This is a genomic window from Nonomuraea sp. H19 (assembly GCF_052068215.1).
GTDB lineage: Bacteria > Actinomycetota > Actinomycetes > Streptosporangiales > Streptosporangiaceae > Nonomuraea.
On record NZ_JBQHCV010000009.1, the window covers coordinates 111,602 to 131,665 of the forward strand.

Annotated in this window: 17 protein-coding genes; 10 read left to right on the plus strand and 7 right to left on the minus strand. The window is 70.9% G+C overall.

Going from position 1 to position 20,064, the window contains the following annotated elements; translation table 11 throughout:
• Both ACTMTI_RS21395 and ACTMTI_RS21400 read left to right on the plus strand, forming a co-directional pair.
• Positions 1-912, plus strand: a complete 912-nt coding sequence (locus ACTMTI_RS21395) for a 4-(cytidine 5'-diphospho)-2-C-methyl-D-erythritol kinase (protein WP_441122210.1) — start codon at positions 1-3, stop codon at positions 910-912.
• A 262-nt stretch (positions 913-1,174) separates the two neighbouring features.
• Positions 1,175-3,001: an ABC-F family ATP-binding cassette domain-containing protein gene (locus tag ACTMTI_RS21400; protein WP_441122211.1), complete on the plus strand. Its 1,827-nt coding sequence runs from the start codon at positions 1,175-1,177 to the stop codon at positions 2,999-3,001.
• A gap of 156 nt (positions 3,002-3,157) precedes the next feature.
• Here the strand turns inward: ACTMTI_RS21400 and ACTMTI_RS21405 are convergent, their stop codons facing one another.
• Positions 3,158-3,664: a MarR family winged helix-turn-helix transcriptional regulator gene (locus tag ACTMTI_RS21405; protein WP_441122212.1), complete on the minus strand. Its 507-nt coding sequence runs from the start codon at positions 3,662-3,664 to the stop codon at positions 3,158-3,160.
• A gap of 57 nt (positions 3,665-3,721) precedes the next feature.
• On the opposite strand from ACTMTI_RS21405, the gene ACTMTI_RS21410 reads away from it, so the two are divergent.
• Genes ACTMTI_RS21410 through ACTMTI_RS21425 form a run of 4 tightly spaced genes read left to right on the plus strand, consistent with a single transcriptional unit; the run spans position 3,722 to position 7,539 of the window.
• Entirely contained in the window at positions 3,722-4,492 is a 771-nt protein-coding gene (locus tag ACTMTI_RS21410; RefSeq protein ID WP_441122213.1) for a trans-aconitate 2-methyltransferase, read from the plus strand.
• The gene (locus tag ACTMTI_RS21415; protein ID WP_441122215.1) at positions 4,492-4,839 is read left to right on the plus strand and encodes a VOC family protein; all 348 of its coding nucleotides are present in this window, start codon (positions 4,492-4,494) and stop codon (positions 4,837-4,839) included. Before ACTMTI_RS21410 ends, ACTMTI_RS21415 begins: the two co-directional genes overlap by 1 nt.
• 52 nt (positions 4,840-4,891) lie before the next feature.
• Complete coding sequence (locus ACTMTI_RS21420; RefSeq protein WP_441122216.1) at positions 4,892-6,367, plus strand: CYTH and CHAD domain-containing protein; 1,476 nt, start codon at positions 4,892-4,894, stop codon at positions 6,365-6,367.
• Positions 6,364-7,539: a cytochrome P450 gene (locus ACTMTI_RS21425; protein WP_441122217.1), complete on the plus strand. Its 1,176-nt coding sequence runs from the start codon at positions 6,364-6,366 to the stop codon at positions 7,537-7,539. Before ACTMTI_RS21420 ends, ACTMTI_RS21425 begins: the two co-directional genes overlap by 4 nt.
• A gap of 54 nt (positions 7,540-7,593) precedes the next feature.
• Here the strand turns inward: ACTMTI_RS21425 and ACTMTI_RS21430 are convergent, their stop codons facing one another.
• From ACTMTI_RS21430 to ACTMTI_RS21445, 4 genes are all read right to left on the minus strand, one after another.
• Positions 7,594-8,748: a substrate-binding domain-containing protein gene (locus ACTMTI_RS21430; protein ID WP_441122218.1), complete on the minus strand. Its 1,155-nt coding sequence runs from the start codon at positions 8,746-8,748 to the stop codon at positions 7,594-7,596.
• Positions 8,749-8,812: 64 nt separating this feature from the next.
• Positions 8,813-9,928, minus strand: a complete 1,116-nt coding sequence (locus ACTMTI_RS21435) for an ABC transporter permease (protein ID WP_441122219.1) — start codon at positions 9,926-9,928, stop codon at positions 8,813-8,815.
• Complete coding sequence (locus ACTMTI_RS21440; protein WP_441122221.1) at positions 9,928-11,415, minus strand: sugar ABC transporter ATP-binding protein; 1,488 nt, start codon at positions 11,413-11,415, stop codon at positions 9,928-9,930. Before ACTMTI_RS21440 ends, ACTMTI_RS21435 begins: the two co-directional genes overlap by 1 nt.
• Positions 11,416-11,661: 246 nt before the next feature.
• The gene (locus ACTMTI_RS21445) at positions 11,662-12,456 is read right to left on the minus strand and encodes an IclR family transcriptional regulator (protein WP_441122222.1); all 795 of its coding nucleotides are present in this window, start codon (positions 12,454-12,456) and stop codon (positions 11,662-11,664) included.
• Positions 12,457-12,628: 172 nt separating this feature from the next.
• Between ACTMTI_RS21445 and ACTMTI_RS21450 the strand changes: the two genes are divergently transcribed.
• From ACTMTI_RS21450 to ACTMTI_RS21465, 4 genes are all read left to right on the plus strand, one after another.
• Positions 12,629-13,597, plus strand: coding sequence for a cyclase family protein (locus ACTMTI_RS21450; RefSeq protein WP_441122223.1), 969 nt, complete (start codon positions 12,629-12,631; stop codon positions 13,595-13,597).
• On the plus strand, positions 13,594-14,640 hold the full coding sequence (locus tag ACTMTI_RS21455) for an NAD(P)-dependent oxidoreductase (RefSeq protein ID WP_441122224.1): 1,047 nt from the start codon (positions 13,594-13,596) through the stop codon (positions 14,638-14,640). The genes ACTMTI_RS21450 and ACTMTI_RS21455 overlap by 4 nt, the downstream gene beginning before the upstream one ends.
• Positions 14,637-15,533, plus strand: coding sequence for an NAD(P)-dependent oxidoreductase (locus ACTMTI_RS21460; protein WP_441122225.1), 897 nt, complete (start codon positions 14,637-14,639; stop codon positions 15,531-15,533). The genes ACTMTI_RS21455 and ACTMTI_RS21460 overlap by 4 nt, the downstream gene beginning before the upstream one ends.
• A gap of 90 nt (positions 15,534-15,623) precedes the next feature.
• A complete protein-coding gene (locus ACTMTI_RS21465; protein ID WP_441122227.1) occupies positions 15,624-17,048 on the plus strand; it encodes an MFS transporter in 1,425 nt (474 codons plus the stop codon).
• Here the strand turns inward: ACTMTI_RS21465 and ACTMTI_RS21470 are convergent.
• Positions 17,020-18,537: a gluconokinase gene (locus ACTMTI_RS21470; RefSeq protein ID WP_441122229.1), complete on the minus strand. Its 1,518-nt coding sequence runs from the start codon at positions 18,535-18,537 to the stop codon at positions 17,020-17,022. The two genes, ACTMTI_RS21465 and ACTMTI_RS21470, sit on opposite strands and share 29 nt — an antisense overlap.
• Positions 18,538-18,606: 69 nt before the next feature.
• Positions 18,607-19,947, minus strand: a complete 1,341-nt coding sequence (locus tag ACTMTI_RS21475) for an MFS transporter (RefSeq protein ID WP_441122230.1) — start codon at positions 19,945-19,947, stop codon at positions 18,607-18,609.
• Positions 19,948-20,064 lie beyond the last annotated feature (117 nt).

A 20,064-nucleotide genomic window follows, 5' to 3' on the forward strand; every position in this document is an offset into this window, starting at 1 on the left:
ATGAGTTCGGTGACCGTACGTGTGCCCGCGAAGGTCAACGTGCAGCTTTCTGTCGGCCCGCTCAGGGAAGATGGCTTCCACGACCTGGTCAACGTCTTCCACGCCGTGTCGATCTTCGATGAGGTCGTGGCCAAGGAGTCCGAGTCGATCACTGTGTCGGTCAACGGAAACTGGGCCGACCAGGTGCCGGTCGACGACAGCAACCTGGCCATCCGGGCCGCCCGCGCACTCGCCAAGCACGCCGGCCGCACCTACGGCGCCGACCTGGTCATTCAGAAGGCCATTCCCGTGGCCGGGGGGATGGCGGGCGGCAGCGCCGACGCCGCGGGCGCCCTCGTGGCATGCAACGAGCTCTGGGGACTGGGGCTGCCCTTCGACGATCTCATGGAGATCGCCGGCGACCTCGGCAGCGACGTCCCGTTCTCCCTGCTCGGCGGCACCGCGGTCGGCACGGGGCGGGGCGAGCAACTGACCGAGCTCCCGACCGGCGGCACGTTCCACTGGGTGTTCGCGCTCGCGGACGGCGGCCTGTCCACGGCCAGCGTCTACGCCGAATGCGATCGGCTCCGCGCGGTCGCGGGGGCCGACGTGCCCTGGCCCCAGCTGGACGACTCGCTGCTGGAGGCGCTGGGCACCGGCGACGCCTATGCCTTGGGCGCCCACCTCAGCAACGACCTCCAGGCCGCCGCACTCAACCTCCGGCCGGAGCTCGCCCCGACTCTCGAAGCGGGCCGCCAGCACGGGGCTCTGGGGGCGATCGTTTCCGGCTCGGGCCCCACCTGCGCCTTCCTGGCCATCGACGCCCTGCACGCCAGCGATCTGGCTCTCAGCCTGACGACCACGGGCGCCACCCACACCGCCGTCCCCGCCCACGGCCCCGTCCGCGGCGCCACCCTGGTTCAGCCGCATTGAGCCCTTCGTCAGCGGCGAAGGGCCTGGTCAGGTCGTTCCATCGGGAGCACCCATTCTTTACGGCGGTGCCAAGCTGACCGGACTCGCCGACACCGGCTTCCGGCCTTCGAGCGCCGGTCGTGAACGCTCACGGGGTTCTCGCCGTTACGAGCGCACTCTTGGCCGCCTTCTTCGGTGAATCGGCGGCCGTCTCGGGACGGTGGCCGGCTGGTCCGGTGCGTCCATTCGGCCGCCCCCCGGGAGCCGATACCCTGTGTACGTCATGAATCTGGTCAATCTTGAGTCGGTTTCCCATGCCTACGGGCCAAAGCCACTCCTCAGCGATGTGTCGCTAGGCGTCGAGGCCGGGGAGCGCATCGGCGTTGTCGGGCGTAACGGGGGTGGCAAGACGACCCTGCTGTCCGTCATCGCGGGAGACGTGCGGCCCCACAGCGGGCGCGTCACCCATACCCGGGGCCTGCGGGTCGGTTTCCTGTCGCAGCAGGACACGCTCGATCCGGCCGCCGCCATACGAGAGATCGTCCTCGGTGAGCTGGCCGAGCATGAGTGGGCGGGGGACCAGCGGGTTCGCGAGATCCTGGAGAGCCTGATCGGCGACCTCGACCTCGATGCCAAGGCCGGCAACCTGTCGGGCGGCGAGCGCAGGCGCACGGCGCTGGCGAAGCTGCTCATCGACGACCACGACCTGATCATGCTGGACGAGCCCACGAACCACCTCGACATCGAGGCGATCGCGTGGCTGGCCGCGCACCTGGCGGGCAGGAAGAGCGCGCTGGTGGTCGTGACGCACGACCGGTGGTTCCTCGACGCCGTGTCCACTCGCACGTGGGAGGTCGTGGACGGGCGCGTCGAGCGGTACGAAGGAGGCTACGCCGCCTACGTCCTCGCCAAGGCCGAGCGGGCGCGGATCGCCCAGGCCGCCGAGGATCGCCGGCAAAACCTCATGCGCAAGGAGATCGCCTGGCTGCGGCGCGGCCCGCCCGCCCGTACGTCCAAGCCGAAGTTCCGCGTCGAGGCGGCCCAGGCGCTGATCGCGAACGAGCCGCCGCCGCGCGAGAGCGTCGAGCTGATGCGCTTCGCCGCGGCCCGGCTCGGCAAGACCGTTTACGACCTCGAGGACGTCACCCTGCACGCCGGCGGGCCCGAGAGTGGGCCGCTGGTGCTCGATCGCTGCACGTGGCAGTTCGGCCCGGGCGACCGGGTCGGGCTGATCGGGGTCAACGGGTCGGGCAAGTCGTCCGTGCTGCGGCTGCTCGCCGACACGATCAAGCCCGACTCCGGCCGGGTGACCAGAGGCAAGACCGTACGCCTCGCGCACCTGTCCCAGGAGCTCGCCGAGCTCGACCCGACGCGGCGGGTGCTGGAGACGGTCGAGGAAGTACGCAAGTACCTCCAGGTCGGCAAGAAGGAGTGGTCCGCCTCCCAGCTGCTCGAACGCCTGGGCTTCAAGGGCGAGGCGCAGTGGAAGTTCATCGGCGACCTGTCCGGCGGTGAGCGGCGGCGGCTGCAGCTGCTCAGGCTCCTGATGGACGACCCGAACGTCCTGCTGCTCGACGAGCCCACCAACGACCTGGACATCGAGACGCTCAACGAGCTCGAAGACCTGCTGGACAGCTGGCCCGGCACACTGATCCTGGTGAGCCACGACCGCTACTTCCTGGAGCGGGTGACCGACAGGTCCGTGGCGCTGCTGGGCGACGGCAGGCTCTCACTGCTGCCCGGCGGAGTGGACGAATATCTCGAACGCCGCGCAGCAGGCACCGCCCTGACCGCCCGCCGCGCCACGACCGCTGCCGCCGGTGGTCCTGCCGCGACGGACGCTGCGCGTGAGCCGGCAACGACATCGCCAGGCCAGGCGGCGGCGCTGAACGCCAAGGAGGAACGCGAGCTCCGCAAGGAGCTCAGCCGCCTGGAACGCCAGCTCGACAAGCTGACGGACCAGGAGACCCGCCTCCACGCCGCCATGGCGGAAGCCGCCAGCGACTACGCCAAACTGGGCAGCCTCGACGCCGAACTACGCGAGATCACCACCCAGAAGGACACGATCGAGTCCGAGTGGCTCGAACTGGCCGACCGCCTGGGCGAGTGAGTTCCTGGTCTTCATTTTTTACGGCGGTGCCGAGCTGACCGGACCCGCCGACGTCGGCTCGCGGCCTTTGAGCGCCGGTCGTGAACGCTCACAGGGTTCTCGCCGTTACGAGCGCACTCTTGGCCGCCTTCTTCGGTGAGTCGGCGGCCACTCGGTTCAACGGGGAGAGTCGAAGGGGGAGAGCAGGGTGCGGAGCAGGCCGGCGAGGGCACGTTGATCGTCGAGGCCGAGGCCTGACAGCAGTTCGTGTTCGCGGCGTAGAAGGTCGGAGAACGCGGCGTCCACTCTGGCCAGTCCCGGGTCCGTCAAGGACACCAGCACGCCGCGCCGATCCTCGGGATCCGGCCGCCGGCGGACGAGACCGGCCTGGGCCAGGCGGTCGATGCGGTTGGTCATGGTCCCCGAGGTGACCAGCGTGGCGCGGAGCAGGGCCCCTGGGCTGAGCTCGTAAGGCTTGCCGGCCCGCCGCAGCGCCGTCAGCACGTCGAACTCCCATGGCTCCAGATCGTGCTCGGCGAACGCCGCCCGCCGGGCACGGTCGAGATGCTTGGCCAATCGTGACACCCTAGAGAGAACCTGGAGCGGCTCGACATCGAGGTCGGGTCGTTCCGCTCGCCAAGCCGCGACGAGGCGATCGACCTCGTCCCTAGCATCCTCCGTCATGACACAGAAGTGTACTGTCTTGACATCGAGATATATCTCTCGATATCAATTATCTTTATGTCGAGAGATATTTGGGACCCAGTGACCTACGCCGTCTACGCCGACGAGCGGTCGCGGCCGTTCGTGGAGCTGATCTCCAGGGTGGGGGCGGTCAATCCGGACTATGTCGTCGACGCGGGCTGCGGCAGCGGCGAACTCACCCTTGAGCTGGCCAAGCGCTGGCCCGACGCCACCATCGAAGGCTTCGACTCCTCGCCCGCGATGATCATCAAGGCCCGCCAGCTGGAGACGTCCGCCAGGTTCGCCGTCGCCGACGTGACCACCTGGCGTCCTGACCGGCCGATGGACATGATCGTCTCCAATGCCGTCCTGCAGTGGGTGCCGGAGCACCGTGACGTGCTGGAGCACTGGATGGAAGGGCTGGCCCCGGGCGGTTGGCTGGCCTTCCAGGTGCCGGGCAACTTCGACGCGCCGAGCCACGTCGCGATCCGCGAGGTGTGCGCCTCGCGGACCTGGTGCGACAAGCTCGGCGACCTCACGAGGGGGAATCCGGTCGGCGACGCCGTCCACTACCTTGACCTGCTCCACCATGGCGGCGCCCAGGTGGATGCGTGGGAGACGACGTACGTGCACGTGCTCCAGGGCGAGAACCCGGTGCTCGACTGGGTTTCCGGCACAGCGCTGCGCCCGATGCTCGACCGGCTCGACCCGGACGAGCAGCGGCAGTTCACGGCCGATCTGGCCGGGCCGCTCGCCGAGGCCTACCCGGCGACGAGCTACGGGACGCCCTTCCCGTTCAGAAGGATCTTCGTGGTGGCCCAGAAGTGATGATCAGAGCACTGCATCACGTCCAGCTCGCCGCGCCTGCGGGCAGCGAGCCGCTCTTGAGGGAGTTCTACGCGGGCGTGCTGGGCTTTTGTGAGGTGGCCAAGCCGCCGGAGCTGACCAAGCGCGGCGGCATCTGGTTCCGCGGTGAGGGCGTGGAGATCCACCTCGGCATCGAGGACGACTTCAGGCCCGCGCGCAAGGCCCATCCCGCCTTCCTGGTGGACGACCTCGACGCGTACGCCGCCAGGCTGCCCGGCGCCGTGCCCGACGACCTCTTCCCCGGCTACCGCCGGATTTACGTCTTTGACCCGGTCGGCAACAGATTAGAGCTCCTGCAAGCCCTGTGATGTTCACCTTGTAGTGGCATCATTGTCCGAAATCGGACACTTGTGAGGCGTAGTGGGTATCGAGATCGAGGACAAGTTCGACGTTCCCCCGGACTACACGATCCCGGACCTGAGCGGTCTGGCCGACGTCGTGGGTCCCAAGAGTTACCAGCTAGTGGCGCTGTACTATGACACGCCCGATCTGAGACTCGCGTCCCGGGGCGTCACGCTCAGGAGACGGCGGGGCGGCGAGGATGCCGGCTGGCACCTGAAACTGCCCAAGGCCAGAGGCGTGCGCCAGGAGATCACCCGCCCGCTCACCCGCAGCACCAAGATCGTGCCCCCGGAGCTGGCCGAACTCGTCCGTGCGCACACCCGCGGAGCCGAACTCCAGGTGGTCGCGGAGCTGGACACCCGCAGGAGTGTCACCATCCTGCTCGATGGCGACACCAAGCTGGCCGAGATCGCCGACGACCGCGTCAAGGGCACTGTGTACGTGGATGAAAAGGTCGTACGGTGGCGCGAGGTCGAGGCCGAGCTGTGCGACGGCGGCGACAAGGCGCTGCTTGCCAAGATCGGCAAGCGGCTCAGGAAGGCCGGCGCCACACCTTCCGATGCCACCAGCAAGCTCGCCAAGCTGCTCGAACCCGCATCGCCCGCCAAAGCCGCCACGAAGCCCGGCTCGGCCGGCGAGGTCGTCGTCGACTACCTGGCCGGTCAGGTCAACGCCCTCCTGTCGCAGGATCCGCGGGTCCGCCGGGCCGAGGACGACGCCGTGCACCAGATGCGCGTGGCGGCCCGCAGGCTGCGTAGCGCGCTGAAGGCGTTCAAGAGCGTGGTGCGCGACACCGGACCTCTTCAGGAGGAGCTGCGCTGGCTTGGCGTGGTGCTCGGCGAGGCCCGCGACCTGGAGGTGACCAGGGCCAGGTTCGGCAAACGGCTGGCAGGCCTGGCCCCCGAGCTGATCATCGGCCCCATCCAGACCCGGCTCGGCTCCGACCTGCACGCGCGTGAGCAGGAGGCGTATGAGCGCATCAAGGAGGCGCTCAGCAGCGACCGCTACTACACCCTCCTCAACGCCCTCGACGACCTCGTCGCCGCGCCGAGCCTGGGCAAGGCGGCGGCCAAGCCGGCCCAGGAAAAGCTCGGCGCCATCGCGGCGGCCGGCTGGGACCGGGTGACCAGGGCGTACGAGAGCGCCCAGGCCATCGACGACCTGGAACGCCGCGAGATCGCCATGCACGACGTGCGCAAGGCCGCCAAACGCGCTCGATACACTGCAGAAGCGCTCCAACCCGCTCTCGGCAAGGACATGGCCCGGCTGGCTAAGCTGGCAGAGGACATCCAGGAAGTACTGGGGACGCACCAGGACGGCGTGGTCGCGCAGGAAACGCTGGCTAAGGAGGCGGAGAGCGCCCGCCAGGCGGGCGAGGACACGTTCACGTACGGGCTGCTCGTCGGGATCGAACGCAACACCGCCGAGCGGGCACACGCCGACTTCCCCAGGGTATGGGCGGAAACTGTCAAAGCAGTGGGGAAGCTTCTATGAGCGATCTTCCGGTCATTCCCTTCGAACGCAGCGACTTACTCCAGGTCCCCGCGGCGTACCGCGACCTTCGCCTCAGCGAGGGCATCGCCAGGGTACGCACCCGGACGGGTGACGAGTTCTGGCTGGTCAGCGGCTACGAGGACGCACGCAAACTGTTCAACGACGGCCGCCTCGGCCGCTCGCACCCGGAGCCGGACAAGGCCGCGCGCCTGTCCGGCTCGGCCCTGCTCGGCGGCCCCCAGGGCGACATCGCCACGGAGAAGGCCGAGCACGAGCGCATGCGCAAGCTGTTCATGCCGTCGTTCTCGGCCCGCCGGATGAAGGCGCTCGCCGACCACGTCGGCGACCTGGTGGACGAGCGGCTCGACCACCTCGCCAAGCTGACGCCGCCGGTGGACCTGCACGCCGAGCTGTCCTTCCCGCTGCCGGTGCTGGTCATCTGCCAGCTGCTCGGCGTCCCGTACGAGGACAGGGAATACTTCGGCGGCGTGTCGGTCCGCATGGGCGACATGCTCGACCAGGAGACGAGCCTGGCCGCCCGCGAGGAGCTGGGCACGTACATGGCGGGCCTGATCGAGCGCAAGCGGCAGGATCCGGCCGAGGACCTGCTGTCCGACCTGGCGGGCGAGCTGGACGACGACGGGACGGTCGCGCGGCTGGCCGGCACGGTGCTGTTCGCCGGTCACGAGACCACGGTCAACCGCATCGACTTCGGCGTGCTGCTCCTGCTCGCCAACCCGGACCAGCTCGACCTGCTCAAGGCCGACCCGGGCCTGGCTCCGGGCGCGGTCGAGGAGATCCTGCGCATGGCCGTGACGAGCCTGCACGGCCTGCCCAGGTACGCCCACGAGGACATCGAGATCGGCGACCTGACGATCCGGCGAGGCGAGGCCGTCGTGCTGTTGCCGGGCGCGGCCAACCGGGACGAGCGGGTCTATCCGGATCCGGACGTGTTCGACATCCGCCGTCCGCAACCCGAGCCGCACCTGAGCTTCGGGTACGGCCCACGCTTCTGCATCGGCGCCAGCCTGGCCAGGGTCGAGCTGATCGCCGTCTTCAGCAGGCTGTTCCAGCGCTTCCCGACGCTGCGGCTGGCCGTACCGGCCGCGGAGCTGCCGCGCAGCGAGGGGAGGATCGCCGACGGGTTCGCCGAGCTCCCGGTCACCTGGTAGACGCAGACCCCGCTGCCTGCGGCGGTCCGCTGAACGCGGCCCACCCCACCATGACTACTTGCCCCAGATCTTCCGGTACGCCTCGCGGTAGCCCTTCGGATCCCACGAGGAGCCGCCGCCGCTGTTGGCGGCCGTGGTGATGTGGACAGGTGCGACGATGCCGCTGGCGGGCTCGCCGGCGAAGGCCCGGTTGAACTCGTCGACGATCTGCCAGCCCTGCGCGGACAGCGGTTCCGGCACCGTGGCGGACTGGAACGCCTTGCCGTTGATGCGCTGGAAGGCCGACGGGTCGCCGTCGCCCGCGCCGATGTTGAACGGGGCGTCCCCGCCCTGCTTGCCCGCCGCGCGCAGAGCGGGGGCGGCGTCGGCGAAATACAGGTCGTTGATGGCCACGGAGTGCGTCCACTTGTCGCCGAAGCGGGACAGCAGGGAGGAGACCTCCTGCGGGGTGCGGGTGCTGGTGTCGGGGATGGGGATGTTCGACTCTGAGAGGAGTTCGACGCCGGAGCAGGTGGCGAGCTCTTTCTTGATCAGGTCCGACTTCCCCTTGGCGAAGGGGATGGAGGCGTCGGTGAAGACGACCACGCCGGCCCGGCCGTTGGACTGGCTGATGATCCAGTCCGCGCTGATCTTCGCGACCTCCTCGACCTTCGTGGTGATGTTGGTGAAGAGCTGGGGGTCCTTGCTCGGGCCCGGTGCGGCGACGGCGTGCCAGCCGATGAGCGGGATGCCCGCGGCGTCGGCCAGCGCCAGCTGCTGGGCGGTCGACTTGGGGTCGAAGCCGGACAGGACGATGCCGGCCGGTTTGACGGCGACGGCCTGGCTGAGCGCCGCCTGGATGCCCGCCGGGGTGCCCTGCCCGTCGATGATCCGTACCTGCCAGCCGATGGCCTGCGCGGCTTCCTTGACGCCTTCGGCGGTGCCGGCGACGCCGGGGTTGGTCATGCTCTGGGCGACGTAGACGATGGCCTTGCCGGGGGCCGCCTTCGGGCCTCCGGCCGGGCCGGCCCAGGGGGCGTTCACGTCTTCGGCCTGCTCGACGGCCGTTTTCGCGGCCGCGAGGACGTCGGGGCAGCCGGCTTGCGAGGCAGCGGCGGCCGCGGTGGTGGCGGCGGTCTCCGACCCGCGGGTGCAGCCGGTGACGGAAGCGGCGGCCACGGCCAGGGCGGCCAGGGTTCGCAGGGTTTGCTCGCGGGTGAGGTGCGGCACGGGGACTCCTTGACGGCATGCGGAACAGACGGGGCTGCGGGTGTGGGCTGGCTGCAGGCGCGTATCAGGGGACGCGCCGGGGCTCGTCGGGCGTCGGCCCGGCGGTCGACGGCGGCGGTCCCGCGGTGTCCTCCGTGGCATCGGGCAGCGGCCGGCGGGTGGCGGTGGCGCCCGCACGGAGCCTGCGGCGGGCGGAGACACCGGCCAGGCCGACCGCGAGCAGCAGGGTGCTGCCGTTGAACAGCGGCGTTGCCCAGAAAGCGGCGCCGAACTGGCCGATGCCCGCGAGACCGATGGCCAGGATGGCGACGGCGACCACGGTGCCGGCGGCGTTGGCACGGCCCGGCTTGATCGCGGTGGAGCCCAGCAGGGCGCCCACGAACGCGGGGAGCAGGTAGTCCATGCCGACACTGGGGTTGCCGATCTGCTGCTGCGCGGCCAGCAGGACGCCGGCGAAGCCGACCACCGCCCCCGAGCCGGCGAAGGCGTAGATGCCGTAGCGGCGGGTGGGGATGCCGACCAGTTCGGCGGCGCGGGCGTTGGACCCGATGACGTACAGGTAGCGGCCGAGCGGCAGCCGCTCGAGCAGCAGCCAGAGCGCGGCGGCGAGGGCGAGCACGTAGAAGGCGGGCACGGGGAGGCCGAGGAGCTTGGAGTCGTACAGGTCCGTGAAGGCCGGAGGAAGGCCCTGCGGGCCTGGGACGATCCGGGCGCCGTCGGTGCTCCAGAGGGTGAGGGCGTAAAGGACGCTGCCGGTGCCGAGGGTGGCGATGAAGGAGTCGATCTGGGCGAACTCCACGAGCACGCCGTTGAGCACGCCGACGATCGCGCCGCCGAGGATGACGGTGGCGCAGGCCAGCGGCCAGGGCCAGCCGTTGCCGACGATGAGCTGCATCGTCATGACGTGGGCGAGCCCCAGGCCGTACCCGATCGACAGGTCGAACTTGCCGATGACGATGGGGATCATCGCGCCGAGCGCGAGGATGGCCGGGATCGACTGGTTGGACAGGATCGACGAGGCGTTGGCCAGGGTCGGGAAGGTGTCCGGCAATGCGAGGGAGAAGACGATGAACAGCAGTACGGCCAGGACGAGCAGGCCGTACGTGCCGATCAGCTGCCCACGCAGGCGGCCGGTCGCCGATCGCGTGGTGCGAGGGGAGGCCGCGGTGCGGGTCGCCATCACTCGTCCGCCGTTCCGGTCAGAGCGGGCATGGCCGAGGCGGCGTGGGTGAGTTCGGTGACGGTGAGGTCTTCGCCGCCCAGCTCGGCGGTCACGGTCCCGCGTACGAACACCAGGGCGCGGTGGCACACGTTGGCTATCTCCTCGAAGTCGGTGGAAATGAGCAGGACGGCGAGTCCTTCTGCGAGTGCGCCGTCGAGCAGGCGGTAGATCTCGGCCTTGGCGCCGACGTCCACGCCGGCGGTCGGTTCTTCGAGGATCACCACGCGCCTGCTGATGCGCAGCCAGCGCCCGATCATGATCTTCTGCTGGTTGCCGCCCGACAGGGTGGCGATGGGCGCCTCGGAGTCGGCGGGCCGGACGCCGAACCGCTCGACCAGGGACGCCGCCTCGGCGCGCTCGCGCTCGGGGCTGATCCAGCGCAGGAGTGAGCGGCCGCCGGCGCGGGGGTTGGCCAGGAAGTTCTCCCGGACGGTGAGTTCGAGCGCGCAGCCCTCCTCGTGGCGGTTGCTGGTGACGAAACCGATGCCCGCGTCGACGGCGGCGGCGACCGAGCGGGGCCGGTACGGCTTGCCGTCGAGGAGCGCCTGACCGCCCAGCAGCGGCCGGGCTCCGGCGAGGGCCCGGCCGAGCTCCATGTGACCCGCGCCGGTGAGGCCGACCATGCCGAGGACCTCCCCGGCACGCAGGTCCAGATCAACCGGCCCGGCGCCCTGCGCGGTGACGCCGACAAGGCGGAGCACGGTGGAACCGGGGGCGCGAGAGTCGTGCGGCCGGTGGCCGTCCGGCTCGTGTCCCACGATGTCGTGCACGATCCGGTCGGGACCGTGGCCGGCGAGGAGTCCCTGGCTGATGAGGCGGCCGTCGCGGAGGACCGCGAAGCGGTCGGCGACTTGATAGACCTCGTCGAGCCGGTGGCTGACGTAGACGATGCCGTGGCCGCGGTCGCGCAGCGTGTGCAGGACGTCGAACAGCCGCGCGCAGTCCGCGGCGGGGAGGCTGGCCGTGGGCTCGTCGAGCACGATGAGCCCGGCCCGGGTGGACAGCGCGCGAGCGATGGCGACGAGGGAGCGCTCGGCACGGGTCAGATCGGCCACCGCCGTGTCGGGATGGAGGTGACCGGCGACGATCTCGAGGGCCTCGGCGCAGCGCTCGCGGACCTGCCGCCAGGAGACGAGCCCGGCGCTGCGCGGGTAGCCGGTGCCCAGGGCGATGTTCTCGGCGACCGTCATCCACTCCACCAGGCCGAGGTCCTGGTGGATGAAGGACATCTCGGCGGAGGCGGAGCCGGTGCCGAGGGGGTGGCCCGCCACGGTGACCCGGCCCTCGTCCGCGCGGTAGACGCCGGCGAGGATCTTGATGAGCGTCGACTTCCCCGCGCCGTTGTGACCCAGGAGCGCGAGGACGCTGCCTTTGTGGACGTCGAGGTCGAGATCGGCCAGTGCGAGGGTGCCGCCGAACCGCTTGCGCAGGCCACGGATGCTCACCAGCGGACTGGATGCTGCGTCGGGAGCGTCATGCACGGACTTCTCCGGAGGATCTTCCGGCCGATGACCACTCCATCGGCTCGAACAGAATCCTGTACATCGACCAGTATGTTGGTCAATAGTTGAGGCGGTATTTGTTGCCGCAAAGTTAAGGCGGCCGCACGGAGCGATCTCCGTACGGCCGCCATGACGGGCCGGTGGCGCAGAGCGGCCGCCGCCCGCGGTGACCCCTTGGGTGGCGGCGGGTCAGCCGCCGTCCGTGGCGGCCCCCTTGGGCAGCAGCGGGTTCTCCAGGCCCGCCGCGATCTCGCGCAGGTCGTCGAGCAGCGCCTCGCGGAACTTGTCGTCGAGCCGGGCCTTGAGCACGGTGACACTGATCGCGAACGGCGCCGAGTCCGTCCGGAATCCGCCGACCGGCACCGCCAGGCAGACGATGCCCGCAGTGGTCTCCTCGTCGTCGATGGCGTAGCCGCGCCTGCGCGTGGCCTCCAGGTCCGCCAGCAGCGCGGGCACGGAGATGATCGACCGCTCGCTCAGCGCCACCAGGGGGCGCGTGCGAAGCCGGTCCTCGGCCACCGCCGGCTCCAGGGTCGACAGGATGGCCTTCCCGGTCGCCGTGCAGTTGGCGGGGAAGCGGTCGCCGATGTTCGCGGTCAGCCGCAGCGGCTGAGTGCCGTCATATCGGCCCAGATAGAGCACGTCCATGCCGTCCAGCACGGCGACCCGGGAGGTCTCCCTGGAGATGTGCGTGCTGCGCCGGCACAGCTCGTAGAAGTCGCGCAACTGGTCGACCGTGGCCAGGTAGCGGCCCCCGAGCTCGACCAGTTTGCGCCCCAGGCCGAAGCCCTGGCCGTTGCGTGCGATCATGCCCGCCGCCTCGAGCGAGGCGCACAGGTTGGCCGTCGAGGACTTCGGCAGGCCGAGAGCGCGGGCTATCTCGCTGACCGACAGCGGGCGCCCCTCCGCTTCGCCGAGCGTGTCGAGGATGGCCACCGCCCGCGTGACCGCAGGGACGAGGCCTCCCGGATCGCTTGCGCTCACCAGCAACTCCACCCATCATTCTGTTCATCGTTCAGCATATTGGTATTGTCCGTCGTGCGTCCCTGAACGACAACGCCATCGCACCCGCTTTGTCGTCGAGACCTTCTGACCGTAGCGCCGATGCGGGCCGCCTACCCCCACACCCTCCGAGCCTTGGAGCGCTGAGCAACAGATGACCAGTCGCCCGGAAGAATCCCCGCCACCACCACCCGCCGCCCCCGGCAACGGGCCCAGCATCTCCCGACAGGAGTTCGACGGGCTCTTCGACGCCGTACGCACCTGGGGCCGATGGGCCTCCGCCGACCGGGGCGCCTGGAACCGGGTCACCCCCGGGCATGTCCAGCGGGCCGCCGCGCTGGTGCGCACCGGGGTCATCGTGCCGATGGCACTGCCGTGGAACACCGTGCCCGGCCCGGACAACGGCAAGCCCGCCCTGCACTACATGTCCGACCTCGGCGACGTGGAGGCCCCAGAGCCGGCCACGCACAAGGACTTCATCGCCGTCGACTATCACGGCAAGGGCGTCAGTCACCTCGACGCTCTCTCCCACATCGCCTACCGGGGGCAACTCTACGACGGTCGCACCGCCCGCGAGGTCGTCGACGCCGGGGGAGCCCGGTTCGGCGCCGTCGCCGCGCTCGGACCGCTCGTCACGAAGGGAGTGCTCCTCGATCTGCCGGCCGTCCTCGGAACCGACTGGCTGGAGCCCGGCCGGGCCGTGCACGCGCAAGACGTCCTCGCCGCCGAGAAGGCGCTGGGCGTGACCATCGGCGAAGGCGACGCGGTGCTGCTGCGCTCCGGCCACTTCCGCCGCCGCGCGGCACTCGGCGCCTGGAACCCCGACGCCGCCAGCGCCGGCTTCCACGTGGATGCGATACCGCTGCTGGCCGACCGCGGCATCGCCCTGATCGGCGCCGACGGCGACAGCGACGTGCGCCCGTCCCCCGTCGAAGGGCTGCATTCCCCTGTGCACGCGCTCGCCATCACCGCCATGGGAGTGCCGCTGCTGGACAACCTGGATCTCGAGCCGCTGTCCGCCGCCTGCGCCGACGCGGGCCGCTATGAGTTCCTGCTCGCCGTGGCGCCGCTGAACATCCCCGGCGGAACGGGGTCCCCCGTGAACCCGGTAGCGGTCCTGTGACGCCGCGGATCACCGTGGGCGTCAGCCGGGACTTCCTGGACGACCACGGCCGCAACGTGTGGGGCGACATCCGGCTCGGCGAACTGGACGCCGCCGGCATCGCCTGGCATTACCTGCCGCGCGACACCGATGAACTCCTCGCGATGGACGTGGACGGCTTGGACGCCGTCCTGTTCGCCGCCCCCGCCGTCACCGAACGCACCTTCGCGGGCCTCGACCGCCCCCCGTTGCTGTTCGCCCGCTTCGGAGTGGGGTACGACGCCGTCGACCTCGACGCCTGCACCCGGCACGACGCCCTGGTGACGATCACCCCGGACGGCGCGCGCCGGCCGGTGGCCACCGCCGCCCTCACCCTGCTGCTGGCCACCCTGCACAACCTCACCGCCAAGGACCGGCTGGTACGGCAGGGACGCTGGATGGAGAAGGACCGATGGATGGGCCGCGGGCTCACCGGCCGCCGCATCGGCCTGATCGGTCTCGGCAACACCGCCGGTGACCTGGTGGGGCTGCTGAGGCCGTTCGACGTCGAGGTCACCGCGTTCGACCCGTACTGCCCGCCGGAGACCGCCCGCCGGCTCGGCGTACGCCTCGCGGACCTCGACACGGTGATGGCGGAGGCCGACGCCGTGATCGTCATGTGCGTGCTGACTCAGGAGACCCGCCATCTGATCGACGCGCGGCGGCTGTCACTGATGCGGCCCACGGCCGTGCTGCTCAATGTCGCCCGCGGCCCCATCGTCGACGAGGCCGCGCTGATCGAGGCGCTGCTGTCGGGCGGCATCCGCGGCGCCGGGCTGGACGTGTTCGAGACCGAGCCGCCCGACCCCGGCAACCCCCTCCTGCACCTGGACAACGTCGTGCTCAGTCCGCACGCGCTGGCGTGGACCGACGAGATGTCGGCAGGCAACGGCGGCAGCGCGGTCCAGGCCGTGCTCGATGTGGCGGCCGGTCGTGTGCCGCGTTTCGTGGTCAACCGTGATGTGGTCGAGCGGCCACGCCTTGCCGACCGGCTCGGCGCGCTCGCGGCCAGGACGCGCTCATGAAGCCCATCGGTTTCATCGGGCTCGGCGCCATGGGCCTGCCGATGGCGGCGAACCTCGCCAGTGCCGGATTCGACGTCCTGGCCTGGAACCGCGGTCGCGCGCCGCTGGACGCCGCCGAAGCGGCCGGCTGCCGCACCGCCGCACGGCCGGCGCAGGTGGGCGCCGCCGCATCCGTCGTCATCACCATGCTGCCCGACCTGCCCCAGGTCACCGACGTGCTGTACGGCCAGGACGGGCTGCTGTCCGCGGAACCGGCCATGGACACCCTGCTCGTGATGGGCACCGTCTCCCCGACCGGCGTTCGCGCTCTGGCCGGACGGCTGCGCCCGCACGGCGTCACGGTCATCGACGCACCCGTCAGCGGCGGCGTGCCCGGTGCCCGCGACGCCACGTTATCGATCATGGCGGGCGGGCCGGCGGACGCCGTCGCGCGGGTGCGCCCGTACCTGGAGGCCATGGGCTCGACCGTCCGACGGATGGGCGACACCGGTGCCGGGTCACTCGCCAAGGCGTGCAACCAGCTCGTCGTCGCGGGCACCCTGGTCGCCCTGGCCGAAGCCGTTGTCCTCGCCGAGCGCGGCGATCTCGATCCGGCCGCGCTGCTCGACGTCCTGGCCGGTGGCCTCGCCTCCTCAGAAGTGCTCGCCCAGAAGCGCCATCACCTGGCCACCGGGGACTTCACGCCCTCGGGCCCCGCCCGCTACCTCCGCAAGGACCTCGGGTTCGTCCTGGAAAGCGCGGCCGGCGAGCAGATCGCGCTGCCGCTCTCCACGGCCGTGGCCCGGCTGTACGACGTGGTCGACGCCCGGGGACTCGGCCACCTCGACAACAGCGTCGTCCTGGACATTCTCCGAGGCATCCCCGCAGATCCGCCGCACCACGCGAAGGACTGAGATCAATGCTGAGGCCCACCCGGCCCGTGTTCGGCCAGGCCGGGATGCCACGATGGCGGTGCTCGGACAGGGAGGCACGGGGATGCGCGGATGAGCGAACGAGGCGGCCGGCGGCTGGCACTCCTTGTGGCCGGGGCGTTCTTCATGGAGAACCTCGACGCCACGATCATCTCGACGGCCGCCCCCGACATGGCCGCGTCCTTAGGTGTGCGGCCGGTGGACGTCAACCTCGCCATGACCGCGTATCTCATCGCCCTGGCCGTGTTCATCCCGGTGAGCGGCTGGGCCGCGGACCGCTACGGCGCCCGCCGCGTCTTCGCCTGCGCGATCGTGGTGTTCACGGTGGCCTCGGCGCTGTGCGCGGCGGCCGGCGGTCTGCCTGAGCTGGTGGCGATGCGGGTGCTGCAAGGCGCCGGCGGCGCGATGATGGTGCCCGTCGGCCGGCTGGCGGTGCTGCGCGCCACCAGGAAGGCCGATCTGCTGCGCGCGGTCGCCTACCTCACCTGGCCGGGACTGCTCGCCCCCGTCCTGGCGCCCGCGCTCGGCGGCCTGTTGACCACCTACGCCTCCTGGCGCTGGATCTTCCTGATCAACGTGCCGCTCGGCGTGGTGGCGCTTCCGCTGGCCCTGCGGATGGTGCCCGACCTGCGGGACGCGCAGCGGCCCGCGCTCGACTGGGCGGGCTTCGTGCTCGGCGGAGCCGGGCTGGGAGCGGTGGTCTACGGCCTGGAGCTCTTCGGCGGCCCATCGGCCGCCTGGGGCGCGGCGGCGGCCTGGCTCGGCGCCGGGACGGTGATCTGCGCACTGACGGTCCGTCACCTGTTGCGCAGCGACCGCCCGTTGCTCGATCTCAGCATCATGCGGGTGCCGACCTTCCGGGTGTCGAACGCGAGCGGGTCGCTGTTCCGGGCCGCCATCAGCGCCGTCCCCTTCCTGCTTCCGCTGATGTTCCAGGAGGCCTTCGGCTGGAGCGCGGTCACGGCCGGGCTGGTCCTCATCGCGGTCTTCGCGGGGAACATCGCCATCAAGCCCCTCACCACCCCGATGCTGCGCCGCTTCGGCTTCCGTACGGTGATCGTGGTGAACGGGGTGGCGACCGCGGTGACCTTCGTGCTGTGCGCGCTGCTCGGCCCCCACACCCCGCTGATCCTGGTGGTGTGCGCCCTGTTCGCGAGCGGTGTGTGCCGCTCGGTCTCGCTCAGCGCCTATAACACGATCGGCTTCGCGGACATCGGACCGGACCGGACCAGCGGTGCCAGCGCCCTCACCAGTACCGTCCAGCAACTGGCCACCGGTCTCGGGATCGCGCTGGCCGCGCTGGCGCTGCGCGCCGCCCAGCCCCTCGCGCCGCTCCTCGGCCTGGGCGGGCCGGCGGCGGCGTACCAGGTGGCTCTTTTGCTGCTCGCGCTGCTTCCGCTCGCCGCTGTCGCGGAGGCCGTACGCCTTCGGCGCGACGCGGGAGCGGTCGTCACCGGGCCGCCCTCCCTCATCCGGCCCGAGAGGGCGGATCGGTAGCCTCCCAGGGCATCCCCCGCAACAGCCGGTACAGCTGTTCGGTGAGGTGCCGCGTGGCGGCCATCCGCCGCGCGGCCACGGGGTCGGGGGTCACGGTGCGATGGGTACGGAAGCCGGCCTCGGACGTCAGGGACGACAGCGAAGGCAGGGCGCCGAGAGCGTGCCAGCCGAGCAGCGCGGCGCCGAAGCCGGAGCCGGCGGCGTCATCCGTGATCTCCAGCGGCATGTCGAGCGCGGCGGCGAGGACCTCCGCCCACAGCGGGGAGCGCAGCGCGCCGCCGGTGGCCCGCACCGCGGTGACCGTGGACCCGGCGGCGAGCAGCGAGTCGCGTACTAGCGCCAGTTGCTGCCCGACCCCCTCGATCATGGCCCGGGTCAGGTGCGCCCTGCCATGTCCGCGCCGCAGCCCGACCAGGGCGCCTCTCGCGTCCGGGTCCCACCACGGGGCGCGCTCGCCGAGCAGGTGGGGCAGCGCGATCAGCCCATCGGCGCCGGGCTCGACCTCGGCCGCCTCCTTGAGGAGGTCGGCGAGATCGACGCCGCCGAAGGACTCGGCCGCCCATTGGGCGACGACCCCTGCGTTGCTGACCGCTCCGCCGAGCACCCACAGCCCGTCGGCGAGGTAATAGCAGAACACCCGCCCCTGTTCGTCCACACCCGGCCGGTCGCGTACGACCCGGAGGGCCCCGCTCGTGCCGAGGGACAACGCCGCCATCCCCGGGGCGGTGGCGCCCACGGCGAGGTTGGCCAGCGGGCCGTCCCCCGCTCCGGCGACCACGGGAAGCCCCGCGGGCAGCCCCAGCGCGCGGGCCGGCTCGGGAAGCAGCGCCATCACCTCGGTGGGCGCGACGAGTTCGGGCAGCCGCGCGCCGGACACCCCGGCGACGTCCAGCGCGGGCGTGTGCCATCGGGCGGTCCGCAGGTTCAGGAGCCCCATGCCGGACGCGCAGGAGAGGTCGGTCACCAGCCGCCCGGTGAACCGGAGCAGGACGAAGTCCTTGAGACCGCACCAGCGGGCCGTACGCCGGACGAGCCCGGGCTCGTGGGCGGAGAACCAGGCGAGCTTGGTCACCGGCGACATGGGATGCACGGGAGTGCCCGTCGCCCGGTGCAGCTCCGCGCCCGCTGCTTCGGCGCGCAAGCGCCGGGCGACCTCGGCCGAGCGGGAGTCAGCCCAGCTCAGTGCGGGGGTCAGCGGGTCGTGGGAGGGGTCGAGCGCGAGCAGCGTGTGCATGGCGGCGCTGAAGGACAGCCCACGCACCGCGAGGCCGTGCTGCGCGCAGGCGCCGACGCTTTCGCGGACCGCGTCGAACACCCCGGCGAGCACCGATCCGGGGTCGTGCACGGCCTCACCGGCACGCCCGGTGCGCATCGGAGCCGGGCGCTCGACCGTCGAGACGAGCCGGTGCGCCCGGTCCACCGCGACGACCTTGATCGTGGTGGAGCCCAGGTCGATCCCGAGCACCACCTCGCCCGCGACCTTCATCATCGTCTCCGTTCGGCTGGGAGCAGGACGCCCCGTCCCGGGCCTGCGAGCCGCGGGACGGGTGCCGGTCCGCTATCGGGCGTCGGCGAGGTCGGCGAGATCCCGGCCTCGGGTCTCCGGCGTGACGAAGGTGGTGCCGAAGGTGATCAGCGAAAGGACCACGACGTATCCGGCCAGGGGCCACCAGGAGTCGTTGAAGGCCAGCAGCAGCGCCGCGCCGATCATGGGCGCCACGCCACCGGCGACGATCGCGCTGAACTCCCGGCCGATGGCAACGCCGGTGTAGCGGTGCCGGGCCCCGAACAGCTCGGACAGCAGCGCGCACTGCGAGCCCAGCATGCCGTTCACCCCGACTCCGATGCCCAGGGTGATGACCACGCAGATCAGAATGGTGTTGCCGGTGCTCAGCAGCGCGAACGCGGGGATGGCGAACAGGGCCTGGAAGAGCGCGGCCATGCGGTACAGCGGCACCCGGCCGATCCGGTCGGACAGCATGCCGAACAGCGGGATGGTGACCACGCCCGCGAGGGAGGCGCAGGCCACCGCCAGCGGGCCGACCGAGGCGGACACACCGACCACGGCCGTCACGTAGCTGATGCTGAACGTGGAGTACAGATAGGACGTGCCGTTCTCGGCCATCCGCAGCCCGAACGTGATGAACAGGTTGCGGCGGCTGTGCGCGAACAGGTCCCGCAGCGGACGCTTGCTCACTTCCCCGGACTCCGCCAGCTTCTCGAAGGCGGGGCTCTCGCTCATCTGCCGCCGGATGTAGACCGCGAGCACGATGAGCACCGCGCTCAGCAGGAACGGCACCCGCCAGACCCATCCGAACAGGACGTCCTCGTCCAGCCTGGCCAGCGGGATGAACAGGGCGGTGGCGGCCAGCATGCCGATCTGGATGCCGACGAAGGGCAGCGCGGCGTAGTAGCCGCGCCGGGCACTCGGGGCGTACTCGGCCATCAGCGTCGACGCGCCGGCCTGCTCCGCCCCGGCGCCGAAGCCCTGCAGCAGCCGCAGGACCATCAGCAGGACGGGACTCCACACGCCCGCGGTCTCATAGGTGGGCAGCAGCCCGATGGCGAACGATGACCCGCCCATCAGCGCGACGGTCACCACCAGCACCGTTTTCCGGCCGTGCCGGTCGCCCAGCGATCCGAAGAAGAGTCCGCCGAGCGGGCGGGCGACGAAGCCGACCGCGTAGGTCGCGAAGATCGCCACGAGTCCGACCGCCGAGCCGAGCCCAGGGAAGAACAGGTGCCGGAAGATCAGGGCCGAGGCGATGCCGTAGATCGCGAAGTCGTAGTACTCGAGGGCACTGCCCACTGAACTGGTCAGGAGCGCGCGGCGCAGTCCCGGGTTCGCAGCGGTGCTGTCGCCGTCGGCGGGCTGGGATGTCGTGGTTGGCACCTGCATGGGGGATGCCGCCTTCCGTCTCACGGCCGATGTAACACGTAGTTCATCTGCAGACGACACAGACCGTAACAGCAAGTGGCACATAAGCCAATATTCTGAACACCGCTTTTCTTGCGA